Genomic DNA, 21,040 nt, shown 5'->3' on the forward strand with positions numbered 1-21,040 from the left:
TGTAATTTAAAATCAAAAAGCTAATGAAGTTTTATGCTAGTATTTTGTTTGGACTGTTTTTTTTAACAACACAAGCGCAGGAGAAATATACCTTGAGCGGTTACGGAAAAGATATTACCTCTGGAGAAAGTCTTTGGGGAATAAATATTATTGTTGGGCCAAATCAGGGTACTATCACAAATGATTACGGGTTCTATTCCATCACGTTAGAAAAAGGGACCTACACCGTTGAATTTTCTTTTATTGGATTCAAAACCATTATCAAAGAAATCGTAATTGATGGAGATATGAAACTGAACTTCGAAATGGAAGAAGATGCAGCGGCATTAGACGAAGTGGTGGTAACGTCATCCAAAGCAAGTAGAAATATTAAATCTACTGAAATGAGTGTTGCAACTATTAAAGCAACTACTATGAAAAAATTACCAACAGGTCTTGGTGAGGTAGATTTAGTAAAATCTATACAACTACTCCCCGGAGTTTCTAGCGTTAGCGAAGGCTCTTCCGGTTTTAATGTAAGAGGAGGTTCCGCGGATCAAAACCTTGTATTATTAGATGAAGCTACCATTTATAACGCTTCTCATCTTTTAGGTTTTTTCTCCGTATTTAATGCCGATGCTGTAAAGGATGTGAAACTTCATAAAGGAGCAATACCCGCAACTTTTGGCGGTCGACTGTCCTCAGTTTTGGATATCAAGCAAAGAGAAGGTAATACTAAGGAATTCAATGGAGAACTTGGCCTTGGCCTTATTTCAAGTAGAGCATTAGTCCAAGGACCTATAAATAAAGATGATAATGGAGAAGGAAAAGGAAGTTATCTATTGGCGGGAAGACGTTCTTATATAGATTTATTTGCCCCTCTCATAGATGATTTTAAAGACACAAAACTATTCTTCTATGATGTGAATCTAAAAGTGAATTATAATTTAAATGATAAAAACCGTCTTTTTCTTTCCGGATACTTCGGAAGAGATAGATTTGCCATTGATAATGTATTCGGAAACACCTACGGAAATGGTTCTGCCACCTTACGATGGACTAGTGAGTTAAGTGACAAATTGTTCTTTCAAGCTTCTGCTATATATAGTGATTATGAATATGAGGTGGATGTTTTAACCTCAGGATCAGAATTTCGTTGGAAATCAAATATTGTGAACTATAATTTTAAACCTAGGTTTAGCTGGTTTATAAGTTCAGGAAATACACTTAGAACTGGCGCTGACTTTACATATTACAACTTCAATCCCGGAGAGATATCGGCACTCAACAACTCTTCCACAACACCCCAGGACTTTCAGGATAAATATGCTTTAGAAATAGCTCCTTATATAGATTTTGAACATAAATTATCTGACAAACTGAGTTTGCAATATGGAGTACGATGGTCCAATTTTCAACGTATAGGAAAAGAAACCGTTTCACAGTATGCAAACGGAAGCCCATTGACATACAACCCAACACTAGATTTGTTTGAAGAAAATGAAGTAGTAGGAACAACTAGTTTTGACTCTGGAGATGCCATTAAGACTTTCAACAATATAGAACCTCGTGCTTCTGCCCGATATTTATGGAACAAAACCACTTCTATAAAAGCTAGTTATAATAGAAATTATCAGTATTTACATCTAATTTCAAATTCAACCTCTGCCACACCATTAGATATTTGGACACCTAGCGGCTCCTACCTAAAGCCACAATACTCAGATCAATTTGCCATAGGGTATTTTAAGACTTTAAAAAATAACACATATGATTTTAGTATAGAAGCGTATTATAAAGACCTAAGAGACGTAACAGATTTTGTAGATGGTGCTGATCTTCTTTTCCAAGAAAACATAGAAACCCAAGTTGTACAAGGCAAAGGAAGAGCTTACGGGATAGAATTTCAACTAAACAAAAATTCCGGTAAACTTACAGGATGGCTAAGTTATACACTTGCAAAATCTGAAAGGCAGGTTCTAGGAATTAATAATAACGAGTACTACCCTTCAAACAATGACCAGACACACGAGCTTAGTATAGTTGGATTATATAAGCTTAATGACAGGTGGGATTTTGGCGCAAATTTTGTCTACGGTTCAGGAAAACCTGTTACGTATCCAACCGGTAAATTTGAACAAAACGGGCTTGTAGTAGCAGATTATGAGGGCAGAAACGGAAACAGATTACCTGCATTTCACCGATTAGATCTTTCTGCGACCTTAAACCCAAAAGAAGGTGGCAATGGCACCTGGATTTTTAGTATCGGAAACGTATATAACAGACAAAATGCAGCAACTATTTTTTTTAGAGAAAGAGTAGATGAAATAAACAATGTCAATATTCCAACCGGTCAAACGGAAGCCAGTAAATTCTCATTTTTGGGAATAGTACCCTCAATAACTTATCAGTTTAAATTTTAATTATAAAACCTATGAAAACGATCATAACAACAATCAAACGGGTCATACGTATTAGCATCATCGTATTATTTTTTTCTTGTGAGACAGATGTTAGCGATGATATCAATTTAGCGACCTTTCCAGCAAAACTAGTCATCAATGGAGGTATAGAACGAAACACCGTAAGTCCCTTAACTGCTCAACAATTAAGATTGACCACAACCAATAATTTTCTATCCAACGAACCCAATCCAATTGTAGCAGATGCTGATGTATCAGTTACTGATGGAACTAATATCTGGTCCTATGATCACCAAGGAGATGGTTTTTATACGAATACAGCACTAGTTCCAGAACTTGGCAAGACGTATACCATAACTATCTTATGGAACGGGGAAACCTACCAGGGTTCTGATACTCTAAATGAAGTTGCCGGATTTGATAATTTTTTCGCTGAATTTGAAGAAGAAACTATTTTTTCACCTGGTGGTTATTTTTTGAAGTTTGACAGTACCGACCCGGTTAATATTGAAAATTATTATTACAATAGACTATTCAAAAATGGTGAATTTGTCATATCTCCAGATCCTGGTAATGCTCAGAATCTAATTACCTCAGATGAGTTCTTCGATGGTCAGCAGCGCGTTAATGTAGATGTAAATGGAGAGATTAGTTTTGAAATTGGTGAAACTGCAACTGGTCAGCAACTTGGTATATCTAAAGAATATTTTGATTATCTTTTTGAATTATTTACTCAAACCGGCAATACAGGAATCTCTTTCGGGGGTAATCCTCCACCTGCTACAATTAGAAGTAATGTGATCAATACCACGACACCTAGTAACAGAGCAGTAGGGTTTTTCTATGCTGCCGATGTGATAGAGAATTCGATCATAATAACCCAATAATTAAAATCGTAGCACATTGAATATTAATAGATTTTTATTTTACTTTTTACTATGTACACTAGTAAATGTAGTCAATTTCTTAAGGGATTTACAAGATGAATCTGTAATAGAAGCTTTAAAATATGTCCCTTATGTTTTTCCTACCATTTTGACGTTTACGATCGGTATGTATTACCTGCGATCCTATATTTTAGAGCTTCCCGGGGTGAATAAAATTATACCTAAAAATAAGCGAAGTATAAAATGGGGATACTGGTTATTATTAATCACAACTAAGTCTGTACTATTTGCTATAATCGCTATGGGATTGTCAGAATTATTTTTCCCAGGTTATTATAACACTTCAATTACAAGTTTATTCTTTTGGGGAAACTTTACAGCTGTATTTTGTATAATACTTTTTGTATATGTAATGGAAGCATTTTTAGAATCTGAAGCGGAGAAACAAGAATTTGCTATGAAACTAAATGAGATAGAAAACGAACGTACCCTGGCAAAATATCAAGCCCTTAAAAATCAATTAAACCCACATTTCTTGTTTAATAGTTTTAATAGCTTGTCCGCCTTAATAGGCATCGATACTCATAAAGCTGATGATTTTTTACAACAGTTATCCAATATATACCGATATAATTTGGATCATAGTGAAGACCTTGTTGTTTCTCTGGATAATGAAGTAAAACTAATTAAGTCTTATATGGTAATGCAACATATTCGCTTTCGTGAAAGCATACAGATTACTTATCAGATTGATGAATCAAAAAGCAACTACCTCCTACCCCCAATGACTTTGGAGTTATTGGTGGAGAATGCCATTAAGCACAACATTATAGAAAAGACGAACCCCTTGTATATTAATGTATTTACCAAAGGGGATTATATCATTGTAGAGAACAATTACCAACCCAGGGGAACAGCAGTTAATAAAGAGGCATCCTTTGGGATAGGTCTTAAAAATTTAAAAAAACAATATGAACTTATGCACACCGTAGTGCCTACATTTACCATTGAAAATAACACCTATATAGCGCGTATACCCCTAATAACACCCGACATATGATTAACGCAATAATAATAGAAGATGAAGATATCGCAGCCATAAAGTTGCAAAAGATGATACAAGAGCTAGATTCTGAAATTCATATTGCTCGTATCTTGTCTTCAGTAAAAGAATCCGTTGCATATCTAAATGAAAATACTCCGGATTTAATATTTCTTGATATTAATTTATCTGATGATAACTCGTTTGAAATTTTTAATCTGGTCGATAATATTACTTCAAAAATAATTTTTACAACCGCTTATTCTGAATATGCCATCAAAGCATTTGAGCAAAACAGTATAGATTATTTATTGAAACCAATTCCAAAGGAAGCACTACAACGCAGTTTGGAGAAATTAAGAAAGTACGACAGCCATCCGAATCCAGATTATAACAAAGTTTTATTTAATCCTGGGGATACTTATAAAAAACGGTTTTTGGTAAAGATCAATAACAATCTTAAAACCGTTGAGGTAAAGGAAATAGCTTATTTTTATTCAGAAGATAAAATTACATTTATTAAGCTTAAGAATGACAAGAAATTACCAATAGATCATTCTCTAAAAAGGCTTGAAGAAATCCTCGATCCCAAAGAGTTCTACCGTATTAATAGAAAATATATCATTCATATATCTGCTATATCAAAAATGTACTATTCTTCAAAATCCAAAATCATGCTGCATCTAGAACCAGTAGCAGAAGACCAACAAATATCTGTTGCTATTGAAAAGCTTGGCAAGTTTAAAAAGTGGTTATCTAAATAGGAATAGAACCTATACATTTAGCATTGATCCAAAATAGGTCTTAATCCTTTCAAAAATCCCGAGTAATAAACATTATAACAACAAAAAAGCCTCACATTTCTGTGAAACTTTCTCTTCGTAGCGGGAACAGGACTCGAACCTGTGACCTTCGGGTTATGAGCCCGACGAGCTGCCTACTGCTCTATCCCGCGCTATTGGACGGCAAATATACAACCTTTTTTAGCTTTGCAAAGCATAATTCATAAAATTTAATATTCTTTTTGCATTACTTTCGCTTAGCTGCTGATTTTAAATCATATACCAGAACAAAAAATATTATTATTCTGTAAAATCGACCTTTTTTTATCAAATTATCTAAAATTCCTCCTAAAACTGAAATATACTTAAAACTACTACCCTCTTTGCGTTTTTATTAGCTCTTATCTATAGTATCTCGTAAATTTGTTTCCTTTTTAACATTTTAATAACAAGATGCGAAAAGCATCATCACTATAGTAGTTAAAGATCATAAAATGAGTAAGACATTATTTGACAAAGTGTGGGATTCGCACGTAGTACGTAAGATAGAAAATGGACCTGATGTATTTTTTATTGATCGACATTTTATCCACGAGGTAACTAGTCCGGTAGCCTTTCTGGGATTAAAAAGCAGAGGGAATACGGTGTTATACCCGGAACGTACATTTGCAACAGCAGATCATAATACCCCGACAATCAATCAACACTTACCTGTTGAGGATCCATTATCTGCTAACCAACTAAAAGCGCTAGAAGAAAATGCCGCAGCATGGGGTATCTCACACTGGGGATTAGGACATCAGAAAAATGGAATTGTACACGTAGTTGGACCGGAAAACGGAATTACACTTCCTGGAGCCACCATCGTATGTGGGGATTCGCATACCTCTACGCACGGAGCTTTTGGAGCAATTGCCTTTGGTATTGGTACCTCTGAAGTAGAAATGGTACTTTCTTCTCAATGTATTATGCAGCCTAAACCTAAGAAAATGCGAATCAATGTTGATGGAGCACTTGGTTTTGGTGTTACTCCTAAAGATGTTGCATTATATATCATCTCCCAACTAACTACCTCAGGTGCTACAGGATACTTTGTAGAGTATGCCGGTGAAGTATTTCGCAATATGACTATGGAAGGCCGTATGACCGTTTGTAACCTAAGTATCGAAATGGGAGCACGTGGAGGAATGATTGCCCCAGATGAAAAAACCTATGAGTATATCAAAGACCGACTGCATACTCCAAAAGGAGAAGCCTGGGATACTGCTATGGAATATTGGAAAACCCTAAGTACTGATGAAGATGCTGTTTTTGATAAAGAGCTTACCTTTAATGGTTCTGATATTGAACCCATGATTACCTATGGGACCAATCCTGGAATGGGAATCGGTATTACCAATAATATCCCTGATGCCGAAATGGTAGAAGGTGGAGTAGCAACTTATAAAAAGTCACTAGGCTATATGGACTTTAATGAAGGAGAGGCTATGATCGGTAAAAAAGTAGATTATGTATTCTTAGGGAGTTGTACCAATGGTCGAATCGAAGATTTCAGAGCATTTGCTTCTATCGTAAAAGGAAAAAAGAAAGCAGAAAACATTACTGCCTGGCTGGTTCCCGGTTCCCATATTGTAGAAGATAAGATTAAAGAAGAAGGGCTACTGGAGATTATTACCGAAGCAGGATTTACGTTAAGAGAACCTGGATGTTCTGCCTGTCTAGCAATGAATGCCGATAAAATTCCTGCAGGAAAACTAGCAGTAAGTACCTCTAACAGAAACTTCGAAGGAAGACAAGGACCAGGATCACGAACCTTATTAGCCAGTCCTCTAGTAGCAGCAGCTACCGCAGTAACCGGTGTAGTAACCGATCCTAGAACGCTTTTAAAAGAAGAAGCATTAGCATAAAAATAACTTAGAATTGAAAATACGAAATTCAGAATCTAAAACGAATACTAATAAAACGCTGAATTCGTAATTCTTAATTCATTAATTCGTAATTAAAACATGGCATACGATAAATTTAATATACTAACCAGTACAGCAGTACCACTACCCATAGAAAATGTAGATACAGATCAGATCATTCCTGCTCGTTTTCTTAAGGCCACAGAACGTAAGGGGTTTGGAGATAATCTATTCAGAGATTGGAGATATAATAGTGATGATACTCCAAAAGAAGATTTTGTACTAAACAACCCAACCTATAGCGGTAAAATCCTGGTGGGAGGTAAAAACTTTGGATCTGGATCTTCACGTGAACACGCTGCCTGGGCAGTATACGATTACGGATTCAGATGTGTGGTTTCTAGTTTCTTTGCTGATATCTTCAGAGGGAATTGTCTAAACATTGGCGTATTACCTGTTCAGGTAAGTCCTGAGTTTTTAGAAAAAATATTCAGTGTTATAGATGCTGATCCCAATACAGAAATCGAAGTCAATCTTCCGGAACAAACGATTACGCTAAAAGCTTCAGGGGAATCGGAATCCTTTGAGATCAATAGTTACAAAAAAGAAAATATGCTGAATGGTTATGATGATATCGATTACCTAACCAAAATGAAATCAGAGATTCAGGAATTCGCAGCAGAACGTCCTTTCTAAATATATAATTTGGGCGTTTCCGCTAAGGCGGCCAGGCTATCCGCTATATCTTTTCTGCCCTACCAGTCAGAAAAGGATGTCGCTACTATCCTTAACGCAAAAAACAATAGTATGACCAAACGATCAATAGAAATCATGGATACTACCCTACGCGATGGCGAACAAACATCAGGGATATCCTTTTCTGCTTCAGAAAAACTAACGATCGCTCAACTGCTGATCGAAGAGTTAGGAGTGGATCGTATCGAAGTAGCATCTGCCAGAGTATCCGAAGGAGAGTTTGAAGCTGTAAAGAATATTATTGATTGGTCAAATGAAAACGGATATATAGATCAGGTAGAAATCTTAACTTTTGTAGATGGTGGTCAATCCATACAATGGATGAAAGATACTGGAGCCAAGGTACAGAATCTACTGACTAAAGGATCTCTTAACCACCTCACCTATCAACTCAAAAAAACTCCTGAACAGCATTTTTCGGCTATTGCAGAAACTTTTGATCTTGCGCAAAAAGAAGGAATCACCAACAACATTTATCTCGAGGACTGGAGTAATGGTATGCGCAACTCACCGGAATATGTATATCATTTCCTTGACTTCCTAACCTCACAACCAGTAAAACGTATATTATTACCTGATACACTGGGAGTACTTATTCCTTCTGAAGCATATCAATACCTATCATCCTTAAGAAGTAAATATCCAGAACTGCATTTTGACTTTCACGCACATAACGATTATGATTTGGGTGTAGCCAATGCTATTGAGGGTGTAAAAGCCGGGGTCAATGGTTTACACCTTACGATGAACGGAATGGGTGAACGTGCAGGTAATGCACCATTGGCCAGTGTAGTTGCCGTTATCAATGACTACATTCCGGAGGTAACAATCAATATAAAAGAAGCTGCACTTTACAAAGTAAGCAAGTTGGTGGAAACTTTTTCCGGATTTAAAATCCCTGCCAATAAACCTGTGGTAGGTGCCAATGTATTTACCCAGACTGCCGGAATCCACGCAGATGGGGACAATAAACATAACCTCTATTTTAATGACCTGATGCCTGAGCGTTTTGGACGAAAACGGAAATACGCTCTCGGAAAAACTTCAGGAAAAGCCAATATCGAAAAAAACCTTCAGGAATTAGGACTAAAACTAAGTCCTGAGGATATCAAAAAAGTCACTCAAAAGATTATTAAACTGGGAGATAAGAAAGAAGTCGTTACCCAGGATGATCTTCCATATATTATATCAGATGTATTAGATAGCAAGCTCTATCAGGATCACGTAAAAATTAAGTCCTATGTGCTCAATCACGCCAAAGGATTAAAACCTTCTGCTACGGTAGCCATAAAAATAGATGATGAAACTATAGAACAGCACGCACAAGGAGACGGACAATATGATGCATTTATCAATGCACTGAAAAAGGTGTATGATCAAAAAAATAAGGAATTACCTATGCTTATTGATTATGCTGTACGCATTCCTCCGGGAAGTAACTCAGATGCACTCTGTGAAACCGTGATCACCTGGAAAACTGAAGCAAAAGAATTTGTGACCAGAGGATTAGACTCGGATCAGACCGTTTCGGCCATCAAAGCCACAGAAAAAATGCTGAATATTATTGAATTATAAAAAAACAACACTAGTACATTTTGACTTTGCTAAATATAATAGCAAATCAGAGAATATAAACCAAATTGTCAGCCTGAGCCTGTCGAAGGCAATTTGGAATATGATTACTAAAAACTTCGACAGGCTTGTGCTCAACTTGATTGGGTACTCAGTTTGACAAAAAAGAATAATTTTTTAGAATAAAAGAATGGAATTAAACATAGCCTTACTACCCGGAGACGGAATCGGACCAGAAGTCATCGACCAAGCTGTAAAAGTTTGTGATGCCGTTGCCAAAAAATATAATCATAACATCAAATGGACCACTGCTCTAACCGGTGCTGCTGCTATTGATGCTGTGGGAGAACCTTATCCTGATGAAACTCACGACATATGTGTTAATGCAGATGCTGTATTATTTGGAGCGATTGGTGATCCTAAGTTTGATAATGACCCTTCTGCCAAGATACGTCCTGAACAAGGGTTGCTAAAAATGCGTCAGAAACTAGGCTTATTTGCCAATGTACGACCAACCTTTACTTTTCCTTCATTGATTGATAAATCTCCACTAAAACAAGAACGAATAGAAGGAACTGATCTAGTATTCCTTCGCGAGTTAACTAGCGGTATCTACTTTGGAAAACGAGGCAGAGAAGACAATGGTGATACTGCCTATGATACGTGTACATATACTCGTGCAGAAGTTCAACGCCTTGCCAAAAAAGGATTTGAAACCGCTATGGCACGAAGTAAAAAGCTATGTTGTGTAGACAAAGCTAATGTATTAGAATCTTCTCGCTTATGGAGAGAAACCGTACAAGCCATGGAAAAAGATTATCCCGAAGTTGAGGTGAGCTATGAATTCGTAGATGCTGTAGCAATGCGATTGGTACAATGGCCTAACTCCTATGATGTGTTGATCACAGAAAACTTATTCGGAGATATCCTAACAGATGAAGCCTCGGTAATCTCAGGATCTATGGGATTAATGCCTTCTGCATCTTTGGGAGAGAAAACTTCTTTGTTTGAACCTATTCACGGATCCTACCCCCAGGCAGCTGGAAAAGATATTGCTAATCCACTAGCAACTGTGCTTTCTGCTGCGATGATGTTTGAAACTGCTTTTGGATTAACAGAAGAAGCAAAAGCCATCAGAAATGTTGTAGACAAATCTTTAGATCAAGGTATTGTAACCGAAGACCTGTCTGGAGAACAAAAATCATACAAAACCAGTGAAGTTGGTGACTGGTTGGTAGCCAACATTTAGGAAGTATAATATATATATTGTATATCAAGCCCAAAGGACATTGTTTCTTTGGGCTTTTGAATTACTAGAGTTTCCCCTTCTATCTATAGTTAAACCAACATAAATTGACATTAATCTTTCTAGTAAAAAATCTATAAAATAGCACGTAAAGAGAATTTTGTATCTTCCTGATGTTATACCCTAGAACCAAATAACACAGAAACGCTTTCTGTAAGAAATGATGAGTTAAAATTCGAATACACCAATTAAGATGCTAAAAGATATCCACCCAAAATTACCAATGCGTAACAAAAGAATTACCAAGGAATTCTATATAAACAGATTAAATTTTCAAGAATTAGGAAATGTGGATTATGATGGCTACCTGATGCTAAAAAAGGACTCTATTGAGCTCCACTTTTTTGAATTCAAAGCACTTGATCCAAAAGAAAATTACGGGCAGGTTTATATACGTGTGGATGATATTGAAAAGTTTTACCAAGTATTGTTGGATAACAGAACAAGTATCCATCCTAATGGAAACCTGGAGATAAAACCTTGGGGACAAAAGGAATTTTCTATTCTTGACCCAGACAATAATTTGTTAACTTTCGGAGAATCAATTTAGAATAGGAGTAAACAATTGTCATGGAAAGAGAGAACTATGAAAAAAGAATTCATAAAAAAGGAGGCAGAGCATACGCCATACCTAATCCATTGTCGCATCAAATTATTACCTACATCACTGTCTTAAGTTTTTGTTGTATCACTATACTCTCTTGCATTTGGATGGTTACATTAATAAAAACAGAAGGATTAGTAGCTGTTGGGGGTATTCCTGTTATTACCTTTTTTGCAGGATATGCTTCCTATGTGGGCTTGCTAGTGCTAAGGTATCGAACCGCTCAGGTTACCTATCATAAAAATGGTTTTATCATCCTTAAAAGAGGGAATACTTCTAGTTATTCTTGGTCAGAAATAAAAAAAACAAAATACCACGGCATGCTTCGGGTTTTAAGACTCCACAATGCCAATGGAAAAAATATATACACTATTCATGGCATAACACGTGACAATAAAAAGTTCATTCAAGAAGTAAATGAAATTATAGGATTCTCAACTGATGTATTTTAATATCGAAGAGAATAAAACAGATAACAAATACTAAAATAACTGATTAGTGTAGAAACATCTTTCTCTCTTCAAAGCAATTTAACAATTAGGGAAGTATGGAGTACCCTTATTATCTAGCTTCAATTCTAATAACTGAGATATCCTGAACATAATTTCCAATAAAATCAGGCCTTCTTGTCCCTATTTATTATTGCTCTATTTGTAATAGTTAATTTTGTTTAAACATTTTAAAATAATATTAAACATTTTGTATCTTTATGAAAAAAGAGATATGGAACTTATTGACAAAGCTTTAGAGTTCGAAAGTAGAAAGATGAGCAATATGACCACCAGTGATAGGGTAGCGGCTTCAAGAGAAGCTAAGGCACTTGTTTTAGCGATTAACGAAGTCTACAAGAAAACAAAAGACTCAAAATTGATGGATGTTATGAAATCGCTCACTGCAAAAAAAAGAAAAATAGAGAAACGTCTTAAAGGAGTTCCTACCGTATAGACTAACAATAATAATTAAGAATTCTCCAAAATGTTATTAGAAACTACGTATAGTAATAAGAAAAACAAAGAGCTTATCAATGATCTGGTTGGAAAGCCCTTTTCCTTATTGAGTTCTATGAAACTTAAAGGTGTTGGTTCTAAGCGCATGATCATAGAGGATGTGAGTCCTAATTTGAAAAAATATCTGAATACCGTTTCAGATGTAAACTATGGCAGTATAGAGTTAAGACCTGGTGGAATTTTGATAGCGATTAATAAAGGGTTACAAAACTTCACTTGGGTAATCCCCTACTACCAATTTTATCTTTATAAAACAAACGGGATTAGTATTCACGCACAAGGTAAATTTGTTCATTTTAGAAATAATCGTACGCATCAAGAAAATGCTCCTTTTTTTAAGAAGTTAACACGATTAAAAACGGAATATGATCAAAGGTTCCCACATGTGGACTCTATTTAACATTCTTCAATTTAAATCAAAGTATATATGGCTACAGAACTGAATGTATTAGGAAGCCAACTACAGCCTTGTTGTTATGAACCAATGACAGGATATTTTAGAGACGGGTTTTGTAGAACTACTGCAGAGGATACTGGTACACATACTGTTTGTGCAGTAGTGACCTCAGCGTTTTTAGCATACACCAAATCTAAAGGGAATGATCTGTCTACACCAATGCCTTATTGGAATTTTCCTGGATTAAAACCAGGCGACAAATGGTGTTTATGTATTTCAAGGTGGCTGCAAGCCAAAAAAGCTGGAAAAGCACCGCTCATTATACTAGAAAGTTGTCATCGAAAAACTTTAGAATATACTGATATTGAAACCTTACTGGAATATAAACACACAACACTATAAGGAATCCGTTTCTAATTAAATTCTGACGTGAATTCTTCTACAATCAAGCCATCTTCTAACGTTTTAATAATACCCAGAGCAGCTCGCTCACCCGATATCATCGCTGCGTTTAAAGATCCATTAAGCAATTGATCTCCTGCTAGAAAAATTCTACTGGTTAGCTTTGTTTCTGTTTCTGAAAGCTCGTATTGTAGGTTTTGTAATTTTGGCAACGCCTGTTTGATATAATAATGCTTTATAAACCTACATCCATTAATCCCACAATATTTACCTAATTCTTCGACAACCTTTTCTATCAACTCTTTTTCGCTGAATTGATGATCTTTAACTACAGTTACCGAAAGAAGCTCTTTCTTAGGAGTAGATGAAGTTGTTAAACTGGTGTGATAAAAAATATTATTTATCAAAGCTTCTTCATTAGCAATAAGACCAATTAACGGTTTATCAATTACTCTATGATCAACCTCAAAATACAAAGTATCACAAGATTTCCATTCCATCTCCTGATTATTGAGATTAGCAATCAACTGATGTGCCTGTGAAGTGACGATAGTAAAATCACTTTTTAGCTCTTCGCCATTATCTAGGAATACACTTCCATCGATCACTTGTTTTACCGGAGAATTAAATAGAAATTTTGTTTTCCCTAATTTTGAAACTAATTGATGTACAATCTTCTCGATACCATCTTTTGGAAGTGCAGCATAGCCTTCACCAAACATTTTATACACAAACTGAAACATACGACTGGATGTTTCTAGATTTGGCTCTAAAAAAATACCACTAAAGAAAGGTCTAAAAAAATCATGAATCATTTCTTCAGAAAAACTATAATTCTGTAAATACTTTAATGTTGTGGTTTCATTTTTATTGAAGATATCAGCTATTGATTTTTTCTTCAACATAGTATTGAGTCGTAGCACCCTTACTTTGTCAGAAAAATTCCCAATATTAGAAAACAATGTCGGAATCAGAAGAGATGGATTGCGAAGCGGATCACCAACGGTTTTTAGCTTTCCCTTGGTAAAAATCGACGCTCCGGATAAAAACTTTTGTAGCGATAACTTATCGAAATCCAGATATTTCTGAGCTGCCGGATATGCCGTTAATAAAACCTGAAAACCATGATCTAATTGATATCCATCTATGATATCGGTTTTTACACGACCACCTGCACGATCAGTAGCTTCTATAATCACAGGCGAATATCCATGATTTTCTAATATTTGAGCTGCAATTAAACCACTAATACCGGCGCCAACAATATGAATTTTATATGCTTCTTTTTTCATACATCATGTATTTTGATATGTATATAAAAATTTGGTTTACCTCACAATTTCAAATGATAAAAAGTATTCCAAGTTGCTAATAATAGTACTTTATTAATTTTTGTTTAGTCTAAAAACTGAGGTATCAAACGATTCACAAAAACCAAGTTAAATGCCTTATACGGCTATAAATTTTATAACTTACGTGAAATTTATTAGATACAATTAAGAACTTTATGAGCACATTCTTAATGGGCTTTACGAGTTGTTTTTCATATTATAATCCTCAGAGAATGACTGTAATCAATAAATAAACAAAATTGTTATGGCAAGTCAGTCTTATAGTCCGGAATTTATGACTGTGCCTTTGGGGATTTTTTAGATTTAATTTATTTAGTTTTCAAGCTTTTATCTTATTACATCTTTGTTTCTTAATGATAATAGAAGTTAATTGACATCATCATCAACCAAATAAAAATATCTATCCAAGGCTAATCATTTTTTTGATTATAATTCTTATTGTAAGACCTTATTACAAAAACAATCCAGGCCAGAAAAATAGTGGTAACTACTATAGAATATAAAATAACTGGATCCATTACTAGTTGCTTTTAAAATAATTAAGAAAACCTAAAATTGTAGGAGCCCATAGACCAATAAAAATAGCTTCAAGATGTCTGCCACTGCTGAATGAATAGTGTGATAAACAAATAACTCCTATAACAGTTAATAGCATGATGATGTTCATCATACCCACTTTTTTTATAAAGTTTTTAATCATGTTCAAGATAGTGAATTAAATTTTACTTTGGTTCAATCATCTCGGGATCATTTTAAAGTATACGCTCTTATGTTTGTAGTTTTGTTTAAACTATTGTTAAAAACATTAAACAAATATACAATATACTTTAACTTTACCAAAATATATTAAAAAATAACCCAAAAGACTTTGCATTAACAGGTGTCATTATCTCTAAAAATTTTCATTACAAATGATTGATAAAGTAGAAAACTTTTCTGAAAGAAAAATCGCCATCATTAGAAGAGAACATTTTAATGCAGCTCATAGACTACATAATCCTAATTGGAACGAAGAAAAAAACAAAAAGATTTTTGGTAAATGTAATAATCCCAACTATCACGGTCATAATTATGAACTGGAAGTTAAAGTTATTGGTTACGTCCAACCAGAAACCGGATATGTTATTGACACTAAGATATTATCAGACCTTATTAAAGAAAAAATAACTGACCGTTTTGATCATAAAAACTTGAATTTGGATGTCGCAGAATTTAAAAATTTAAATCCTACTGCCGAAAACATTGCAATTGTGACTTATAACATATTAAGAGAGCATTTAAATAAAGAGCTAGAACTTAAAATAAAGCTATACGAAACTCCAAGAAATTATGTGGAATACCCTTATTAGCCCTAATATATTGTATTTGATATAAATTATGGTGAACTACCTCAAACGTTAAACTATGAAAATCATTAATAAAATTAAGACTGCTCCTAAAAAATCAAGCCATACAATTTCAAAATTTGCTGAACCTATTTACAATATCAAAATAAATAGTTTAGAAGGTAAGATTATTAACCTTACAGATTTTAAAGGAAAAAAGATATTATTTGTCAATGTAGCATCTAAATGTGGTTTTACAAGCCAATATAAAGATTTACAAAAACTATATAACACATATGAAGATAGGTTGATGATTATAGGGGTTCCTTGTAATCAATTTGGTAAGCAAGAACCAGGAAGTGCTTCTGAAATTCAATCATTTTGTGAACGTAATTATGGGGTAAACTTTATAATAACTGAAAAGATTGATGTGAAAGGAAGTAATCAACACCCGCTATATGATTGGTTAACTAGTAAACAAAAAAATGGTAAGAAAAATTCAAGTGTAAAATGGAATTTTCAGAAATACCTGATTGATGAACACGGTGAACTCATGGATTATTATTTTTCGACCACAAGTCCAATGAGTTCAAAAATCACAAAGCACCTCAAATAATTATCTTTCATTCTATAATCTTTCTACCTAACTTGGGAATATCCATATAAAAAAGCTAAACAAATACAGCATTGTTTAGCTTTAACAAACATAATACTCTAATAATCCATATCGATTATTAAAACTTGACAAATTGCCTATTGCTGAAGTATTTCAATAGCGCGTTCTATCCCACTATCCTTTTTTTCTTGAAAATCTAGTGTCGATAAAAATGGTATTTGATTTTCTTGATTTTCAGGCCCGATTCCTACCACTTCAAAAATGACTCCTTGCGGATCTTCATATACTTCATTAGATAAACCTATTTCTGCACCATTTGGTAACGTGTGACTAAGAACATTGGACAAAGCACCAGCGGTGTTCTCTCCTACAATAGTAACATACGGTAAGTCTTTCATACACAAAGCAAAAAGATCAGCGGCACTTATGGATGCTGGACTGGTAAGTAATACGATATCTCCAGTAAACTGAAAATCTCCTTTAGGACCTACAGAGACTGCTCTTTTTTCTGTAAAACTATCCCCTAATCTAAATTTTTTAGTATATAAAAATCGCTCTTGATCCATAAAACGAGATACTATATCCAAAGCTGCCGTATCATGTCCTCCTCCATTTAATCGTATATCGATAATCAGTTTAGAAACTCCTGATGCAGAAATATCGTTCATCATTGTGTCTAATATGAGATTTAATGTTGACATCTCATTACTAAAATCACTTCCATATCCTGCCATCGTTAAGATATTAACGTATCCTACGGTATCATTGATCAATCCCCATACGATATTTCTTCTTTCATCTATTTCAAAATCTCCTCCTAAATATTCTGTTACTATGGTTGTGGCTTTTTGATTAAAAAGTTCTCCTACATCGTCTCCATTTTCCACAATTAAATCCCCACTTAAGTTCTCGTTGAATTTTTCTAATAATTTTGGTAATCCTGAATCAATTTCAATACCATTCTCATCATCAATGATACTTACATGACCATCTTCTAATAAAACTACAAGCTCCTCTAAAATATCATAGAAGTTGTCCGTGGTCACTTGATCTCTCAAACTTTCGTACTGAGACCAGTCCACGTTTCTAGCTTCAAAAAAAGCATAATAATCGTTAAAGATATTCCAGAAATGATCAAAATTCACCTTTGGATCATCTGTATCTGCAATCTGATCAGGAAGACACGTTGGGTTTTGATTTGATAATCGAGTAAATTCAAAATCAGATTCATTTAAGTCTGTAGTTAATATCAGTTCATTTCCACTTACCAGATTTGGAACAAAATCTTCTAGTTCAAAATCATCATCTGCAATTGCGCATCCTGCACTATTGATATTATAAACTACATCCTTTCCGTCTGTAAACTCCAAAATGTATCCTAGTTCTTCTGAGAGCCAAAAACCATTGATCGAATCTTCTGTTGGTGGAAGTGTAGTATCATCGTCAGATTGACAAGAAGAAATAAAGAATAATAAGAAACATACAAACCATTTTTTCATAATTATATAAGGCATTTCTTTTTTGATTACTTGTAGCATCATAGTTTTAGTTTTTTGTAATGTTAAGAGTTAAGAAAATAGAACCTGATTATGTTTATGCTCTAACTAGGTTCCTTGTTGTATCATGTTAAAATCGATATCCAATTTTGAGATTAAAATAAGGTGTAAGACCAATTTCTCTGCCTGTATCATTTCCAAAACCAAGTCCTGCACCAACTCCAACTTCATAATTAAAATGATTACCAATATTCCTTCTAATTCCCCAGCTTACTGCTGTAAATGGATGACTTGACAAATTTCTATCAGTACCACTATCCGCATTGTCATAAAAATAGTAACTCCCTCGTAGCGCTATATAGTTACCGCTGTTACCATCTATTCTCTTGCCTTGACTTGCTCGTTTACTTAAGTTATAGTACCAACGAGGTTCTAAGGCTACTATAGGTAATGAATAACCAGTACCAATCAAGGTGTCATTACCTTCTGTCCACATACCTACAATAGATATTCCTGCTTCACTTCGTAAAGCGATTTGATTAGATATTTTTAATTCGTTATGCACCCATACGCCCATAACCCCAATTTGAATTCCAAAAATTGATTTTTCTACCGATGCATCTTCTATATTTTGTGAAATTCCAACATAAGAACTAAGGAGGAATAATGAGATAAAAATTACTTTTTTCATACTAACTATTAATTTTGAAAAGGTATTATCGATTAATACTAAGTAGTAGTTTTCCATTTTTTATTTTTTTAATGTCCCGATGTAAAAGTATCCGTATCAAAAAAATAAAAGGACGATTTTGAGATTGAAGAAGTACTAAAACAATAGAATTTTACGAATCAGGACGTTTCTTGACGTTTACTATATACTCCTTGAAGATATATTTAAGATAAAGGCTGTTCCTTATTAAAATCGATATCCAATTTTGAGATTAAAAATGGTTGTATACCCTATTTCTTTTCCTTCTTCATCACGAATTCCAAGCCCTACACCAAGTCCCGCTTCATAATTAAAATGATTGCCAATATTTCTTCTTATCCCCCAGGAGGTAGCAAGTATTAGATAGTCTTGATTATTGTTTTCGGCTTCTGAAATATCAAAGAAACGATAGTTTGCTCTGAACGATATGTAATTCCCACTATTACCATCTATTCTTCTACCTTTATTAGCTCGTCTATTTAAATTGTAATACCAACGAGGTTCTAATGCTATCAAAGGTTCTATGTGGGCCGAACTAACACCTCCCCAACCTATTTCGCTCCGCAAGGCAATTTGATTAGATAATTTCAATTCATTATGAGCCCAAACACCAATAGGACCAACTTGAACTCCAAAAACGGATTTTTCTACGGATGCCTCTACTGCTTTTTGTGAAAATCCAACATAAGAACCAAAGAAGAATAGTGAGACCAGAATTACTTTTTCTATACTGGAGATTGATTTTGAAAAAATATTATTACCAAATATTACACAGTGTTTTTCCATTTTACGTTTTTTTGATGTACCGATATAAAAGTATCTGTATCAAAAAAATAAAAGGGCAGTTTTGAGATTGTAGACGTACTAAAACAATAGAATCATACGAATTAGGACTTTTTCTGAAGTTTTCTATAGGCTCCCGGAGACATTCCTAAACCGGTATTAAAAGCATTATAAAAAGCACTCTTGGACTTAAAACCAGCTTCTAAGCCAATGGCTTCGATAGAGTATTTATTAAATACCGGATCGTGTAATAGATTTTTAGCAGCTTCAATTCTATATTCATTTACGAACTGAATGATGCTTTTATTGATTTCCTGATTTATGATCTGCGATAGATATCCTTCGCTTGTTCCTAATCGAGTTGCCAGATCTAATCGGCTTAAAAGAGGGTTTTTATATAACTCTTCTTCATCCATTATTCTGTATAACCCAGTGACAATTTTAGAAACGGTAGTTTCATTTATTTTTTTCTTTGGTAGTGAAGTATTTACCTTTTTCGAAACCAGATACTGGTGTATTTCATCTTTTTGAGCTATTATCTGCAACTTGAATATCCCATAATACAAAATCCACCAGAATAAAAATGAGAGTGACATCCATAGAAAGCTTGTAGCATATTCTGAATCGTATATATAGAGTTCTATATTAGATAAAAGCCAAACGATAATAAGACATATCATAAAAAGATTTAATCGCAACAACCAACGCCTTTTCTCTTTAGAAATTGTATTGGATTTTTTAACTAAATACCTTCCCCAAAAGATTAAAAACACATTATAGATAAATGACCCATGATCCTTAATATCCAATATAAGATCATCAAAATCTGGATCATAAAGATCAAAAACAGCATGAAAAAAAGTAATGGAAATTTCAAAAACTACAGAAATAATAAAAGGAGCATAAAGCAATTTATACCACCTTTTTGTAAGGTACTTATGCTGGATCTGAATTAAAAAATAAGTAAAAAAGGTAACCGCAAACAGCGTTTCTAACATGATATTGTCTAAAAACAACAAGACAAAATGTTCTATATCATACCAACCTAGAAAGGTTAAACTTGTCAGCAAGAATAGTGATATAGCAAGGTATTTATTTGCACGATTCTTATAAAAAGAAGAAGTGACTAATGAGATACTTATAAAATATCCCATAATTCCACTGGCAATAATCGTGAAGTCTAATATAGTTATATTCAATCGTTGAAGAAATTAATGATATAAAATTCAATGAGAAGCATACATCATTGGAGTATAAATGTTTAATCCTCCAATACAATACATCACACTAATAACTATAAATATTCTGAGATATTACAAGAGTTTTTTGTTTTGTGGTAAATATAAACTGATTTGCCTTTTTTTGATAAACCCATTTAGAAAGAACAAACCTTACAAGTTTCAGAGACCTGTAAGGTATAAATTTATTACTGCTCAATACTTAGGGCTTCAAAAGCCATTAATTCCTGATCTTCAAATCGAGGGTGTAATTCAATGGGGTTACAGCATACTTCGCAATCCTCGACATATACTTGATATGTAATGGATGGATCTAAAAGCATCGAAATTTCTTCCCAGCAATAGGGACATTGAAAAAAGTGTTCAAACATTCGTAATTATCCTAATTACAAGCTATATATTTTTCTTAACAAAAACTATTAAAAACCGTATCAAAACTTCAAAAACCTACCACAAA

21 protein-coding genes and 1 tRNA gene are annotated in these 21,040 nt (G+C 34.2%); 15 read left to right on the plus strand and 7 right to left on the minus strand.

Going from position 1 to position 21,040, the window contains the following annotated elements:
- The first annotated feature begins 23 nt into the window (after positions 1–23).
- The 4 genes from J8M14_RS11835 to J8M14_RS11850 are packed head-to-tail and all read left to right on the plus strand — an operon-like array spanning position 24 to position 5,095.
- Positions 24–2,402 carry a TonB-dependent receptor gene (locus J8M14_RS11835; RefSeq protein WP_211074831.1) on the plus strand — a complete coding sequence of 793 codons (2,379 nt, stop codon included), beginning with the start codon at positions 24–26 and terminating at the stop codon, positions 2,400–2,402.
- An 11-nt stretch (positions 2,403–2,413) separates the two neighbouring features.
- Complete coding sequence (locus J8M14_RS11840; protein WP_211074832.1) at positions 2,414–3,289, plus strand: DUF4249 family protein; 876 nt, start codon at positions 2,414–2,416, stop codon at positions 3,287–3,289.
- A gap of 16 nt (positions 3,290–3,305) precedes the next feature.
- Positions 3,306–4,349: a histidine kinase gene (locus J8M14_RS11845; protein WP_211074833.1), complete on the plus strand. Its 1,044-nt coding sequence runs from the start codon at positions 3,306–3,308 to the stop codon at positions 4,347–4,349.
- Positions 4,346–5,095 carry a LytTR family DNA-binding domain-containing protein gene (locus J8M14_RS11850; RefSeq protein ID WP_211074834.1) on the plus strand — a complete coding sequence of 250 codons (750 nt, stop codon included), beginning with the start codon at positions 4,346–4,348 and terminating at the stop codon, positions 5,093–5,095. Before J8M14_RS11845 ends, J8M14_RS11850 begins: the two co-directional genes overlap by 4 nt.
- 118 nt (positions 5,096–5,213) lie before the next feature.
- On the opposite strand, the gene J8M14_RS11855 is transcribed toward J8M14_RS11850, so the two are convergent.
- Positions 5,214–5,286: transfer RNA gene (locus tag J8M14_RS11855), tRNA-Met, on the minus strand.
- Positions 5,287–5,607: 321 nt separating this feature from the next.
- Here J8M14_RS11855 and leuC point away from each other — a divergent pair.
- From leuC to J8M14_RS11900, 9 genes are all read left to right on the plus strand, one after another.
- Entirely contained in the window at positions 5,608–7,020 is a 1,413-nt protein-coding gene (leuC, locus tag J8M14_RS11860; protein ID WP_211074835.1) for a 3-isopropylmalate dehydratase large subunit, read from the plus strand.
- Between the two features lie 99 nt (positions 7,021–7,119).
- Entirely contained in the window at positions 7,120–7,716 is a 597-nt protein-coding gene (gene leuD / locus J8M14_RS11865) for a 3-isopropylmalate dehydratase small subunit (RefSeq protein ID WP_211074836.1), read from the plus strand.
- A 111-nt stretch (positions 7,717–7,827) separates the two neighbouring features.
- The gene (locus J8M14_RS11870; RefSeq protein ID WP_211074837.1) at positions 7,828–9,351 is read left to right on the plus strand and encodes an alpha-isopropylmalate synthase regulatory domain-containing protein; all 1,524 of its coding nucleotides are present in this window, start codon (positions 7,828–7,830) and stop codon (positions 9,349–9,351) included.
- Between the two features lie 187 nt (positions 9,352–9,538).
- Positions 9,539–10,597, plus strand: a complete 1,059-nt coding sequence (gene leuB / locus J8M14_RS11875) for a 3-isopropylmalate dehydrogenase (RefSeq protein ID WP_211074838.1) — start codon at positions 9,539–9,541, stop codon at positions 10,595–10,597.
- 250 nt (positions 10,598–10,847) lie between these two features.
- Positions 10,848–11,204, plus strand: a complete 357-nt coding sequence (locus J8M14_RS11880) for a VOC family protein (protein ID WP_211074839.1) — start codon at positions 10,848–10,850, stop codon at positions 11,202–11,204.
- Between the two features lie 20 nt (positions 11,205–11,224).
- Positions 11,225–11,710 carry a hypothetical protein gene (locus tag J8M14_RS11885; protein WP_211074840.1) on the plus strand — a complete coding sequence of 162 codons (486 nt, stop codon included), beginning with the start codon at positions 11,225–11,227 and terminating at the stop codon, positions 11,708–11,710.
- Positions 11,711–11,981: 271 nt separating this feature from the next.
- Positions 11,982–12,203, plus strand: a complete 222-nt coding sequence (locus tag J8M14_RS11890) for a hypothetical protein (protein WP_211074841.1) — start codon at positions 11,982–11,984, stop codon at positions 12,201–12,203.
- Between the two features lie 30 nt (positions 12,204–12,233).
- Positions 12,234–12,665 (plus strand): hypothetical protein, encoded by a 432-nt coding sequence (locus tag J8M14_RS11895; RefSeq protein WP_211074842.1) that lies wholly within the window; start codon positions 12,234–12,236, stop codon positions 12,663–12,665.
- Between the two features lie 27 nt (positions 12,666–12,692).
- A complete protein-coding gene (locus tag J8M14_RS11900) occupies positions 12,693–13,064 on the plus strand; it encodes a DUF2237 domain-containing protein (RefSeq protein ID WP_211074843.1) in 372 nt (123 codons plus the stop codon).
- Positions 13,065–13,075: 11 nt separating this feature from the next.
- On the opposite strand, the gene J8M14_RS11905 is transcribed toward J8M14_RS11900, so the two are convergent.
- Positions 13,076–14,356 carry an NAD(P)/FAD-dependent oxidoreductase gene (locus J8M14_RS11905; RefSeq protein WP_211074844.1) on the minus strand — a complete coding sequence of 427 codons (1,281 nt, stop codon included), beginning with the start codon at positions 14,354–14,356 and terminating at the stop codon, positions 13,076–13,078.
- 971 nt (positions 14,357–15,327) lie between these two features.
- On the opposite strand from J8M14_RS11905, the gene J8M14_RS11910 reads away from it, so the two are divergent.
- Both J8M14_RS11910 and J8M14_RS11915 read left to right on the plus strand, forming a co-directional pair.
- Positions 15,328–15,765, plus strand: a complete 438-nt coding sequence (locus tag J8M14_RS11910) for a 6-carboxytetrahydropterin synthase (RefSeq protein ID WP_211074845.1) — start codon at positions 15,328–15,330, stop codon at positions 15,763–15,765.
- A 55-nt stretch (positions 15,766–15,820) separates the two neighbouring features.
- Positions 15,821–16,357 (plus strand): glutathione peroxidase, encoded by a 537-nt coding sequence (locus J8M14_RS11915; protein WP_211074846.1) that lies wholly within the window; start codon positions 15,821–15,823, stop codon positions 16,355–16,357.
- A gap of 137 nt (positions 16,358–16,494) precedes the next feature.
- Here J8M14_RS11915 and J8M14_RS11920 read toward each other — a convergent pair whose 3' ends face one another.
- The 5 genes from J8M14_RS11920 to J8M14_RS11940 form a co-directional block, all read right to left on the minus strand.
- The gene (locus J8M14_RS11920; RefSeq protein WP_211074847.1) at positions 16,495–17,898 is read right to left on the minus strand and encodes a S41 family peptidase; all 1,404 of its coding nucleotides are present in this window, start codon (positions 17,896–17,898) and stop codon (positions 16,495–16,497) included.
- An 85-nt stretch (positions 17,899–17,983) separates the two neighbouring features.
- A complete protein-coding gene (locus tag J8M14_RS11925) occupies positions 17,984–18,544 on the minus strand; it encodes a hypothetical protein (protein ID WP_211074848.1) in 561 nt (186 codons plus the stop codon).
- Between the two features lie 225 nt (positions 18,545–18,769).
- Positions 18,770–19,348, minus strand: coding sequence for a hypothetical protein (locus J8M14_RS11930; protein ID WP_211074849.1), 579 nt, complete (start codon positions 19,346–19,348; stop codon positions 18,770–18,772).
- 101 nt (positions 19,349–19,449) lie between these two features.
- Entirely contained in the window at positions 19,450–20,544 is a 1,095-nt protein-coding gene (locus J8M14_RS11935) for a helix-turn-helix domain-containing protein (protein ID WP_211074850.1), read from the minus strand.
- A gap of 227 nt (positions 20,545–20,771) precedes the next feature.
- Positions 20,772–20,954, minus strand: coding sequence for a CPXCG motif-containing cysteine-rich protein (locus tag J8M14_RS11940; RefSeq protein ID WP_211074851.1), 183 nt, complete (start codon positions 20,952–20,954; stop codon positions 20,772–20,774).
- Between the last annotated feature and the right edge of the window lie 86 nt (positions 20,955–21,040).

Origin of the sequence: Aquimarina sp. MMG016 (genome assembly GCF_018100805.1) — a bacterium.
In the GTDB taxonomy this organism is placed as follows: domain Bacteria; phylum Bacteroidota; class Bacteroidia; order Flavobacteriales; family Flavobacteriaceae; genus Aquimarina.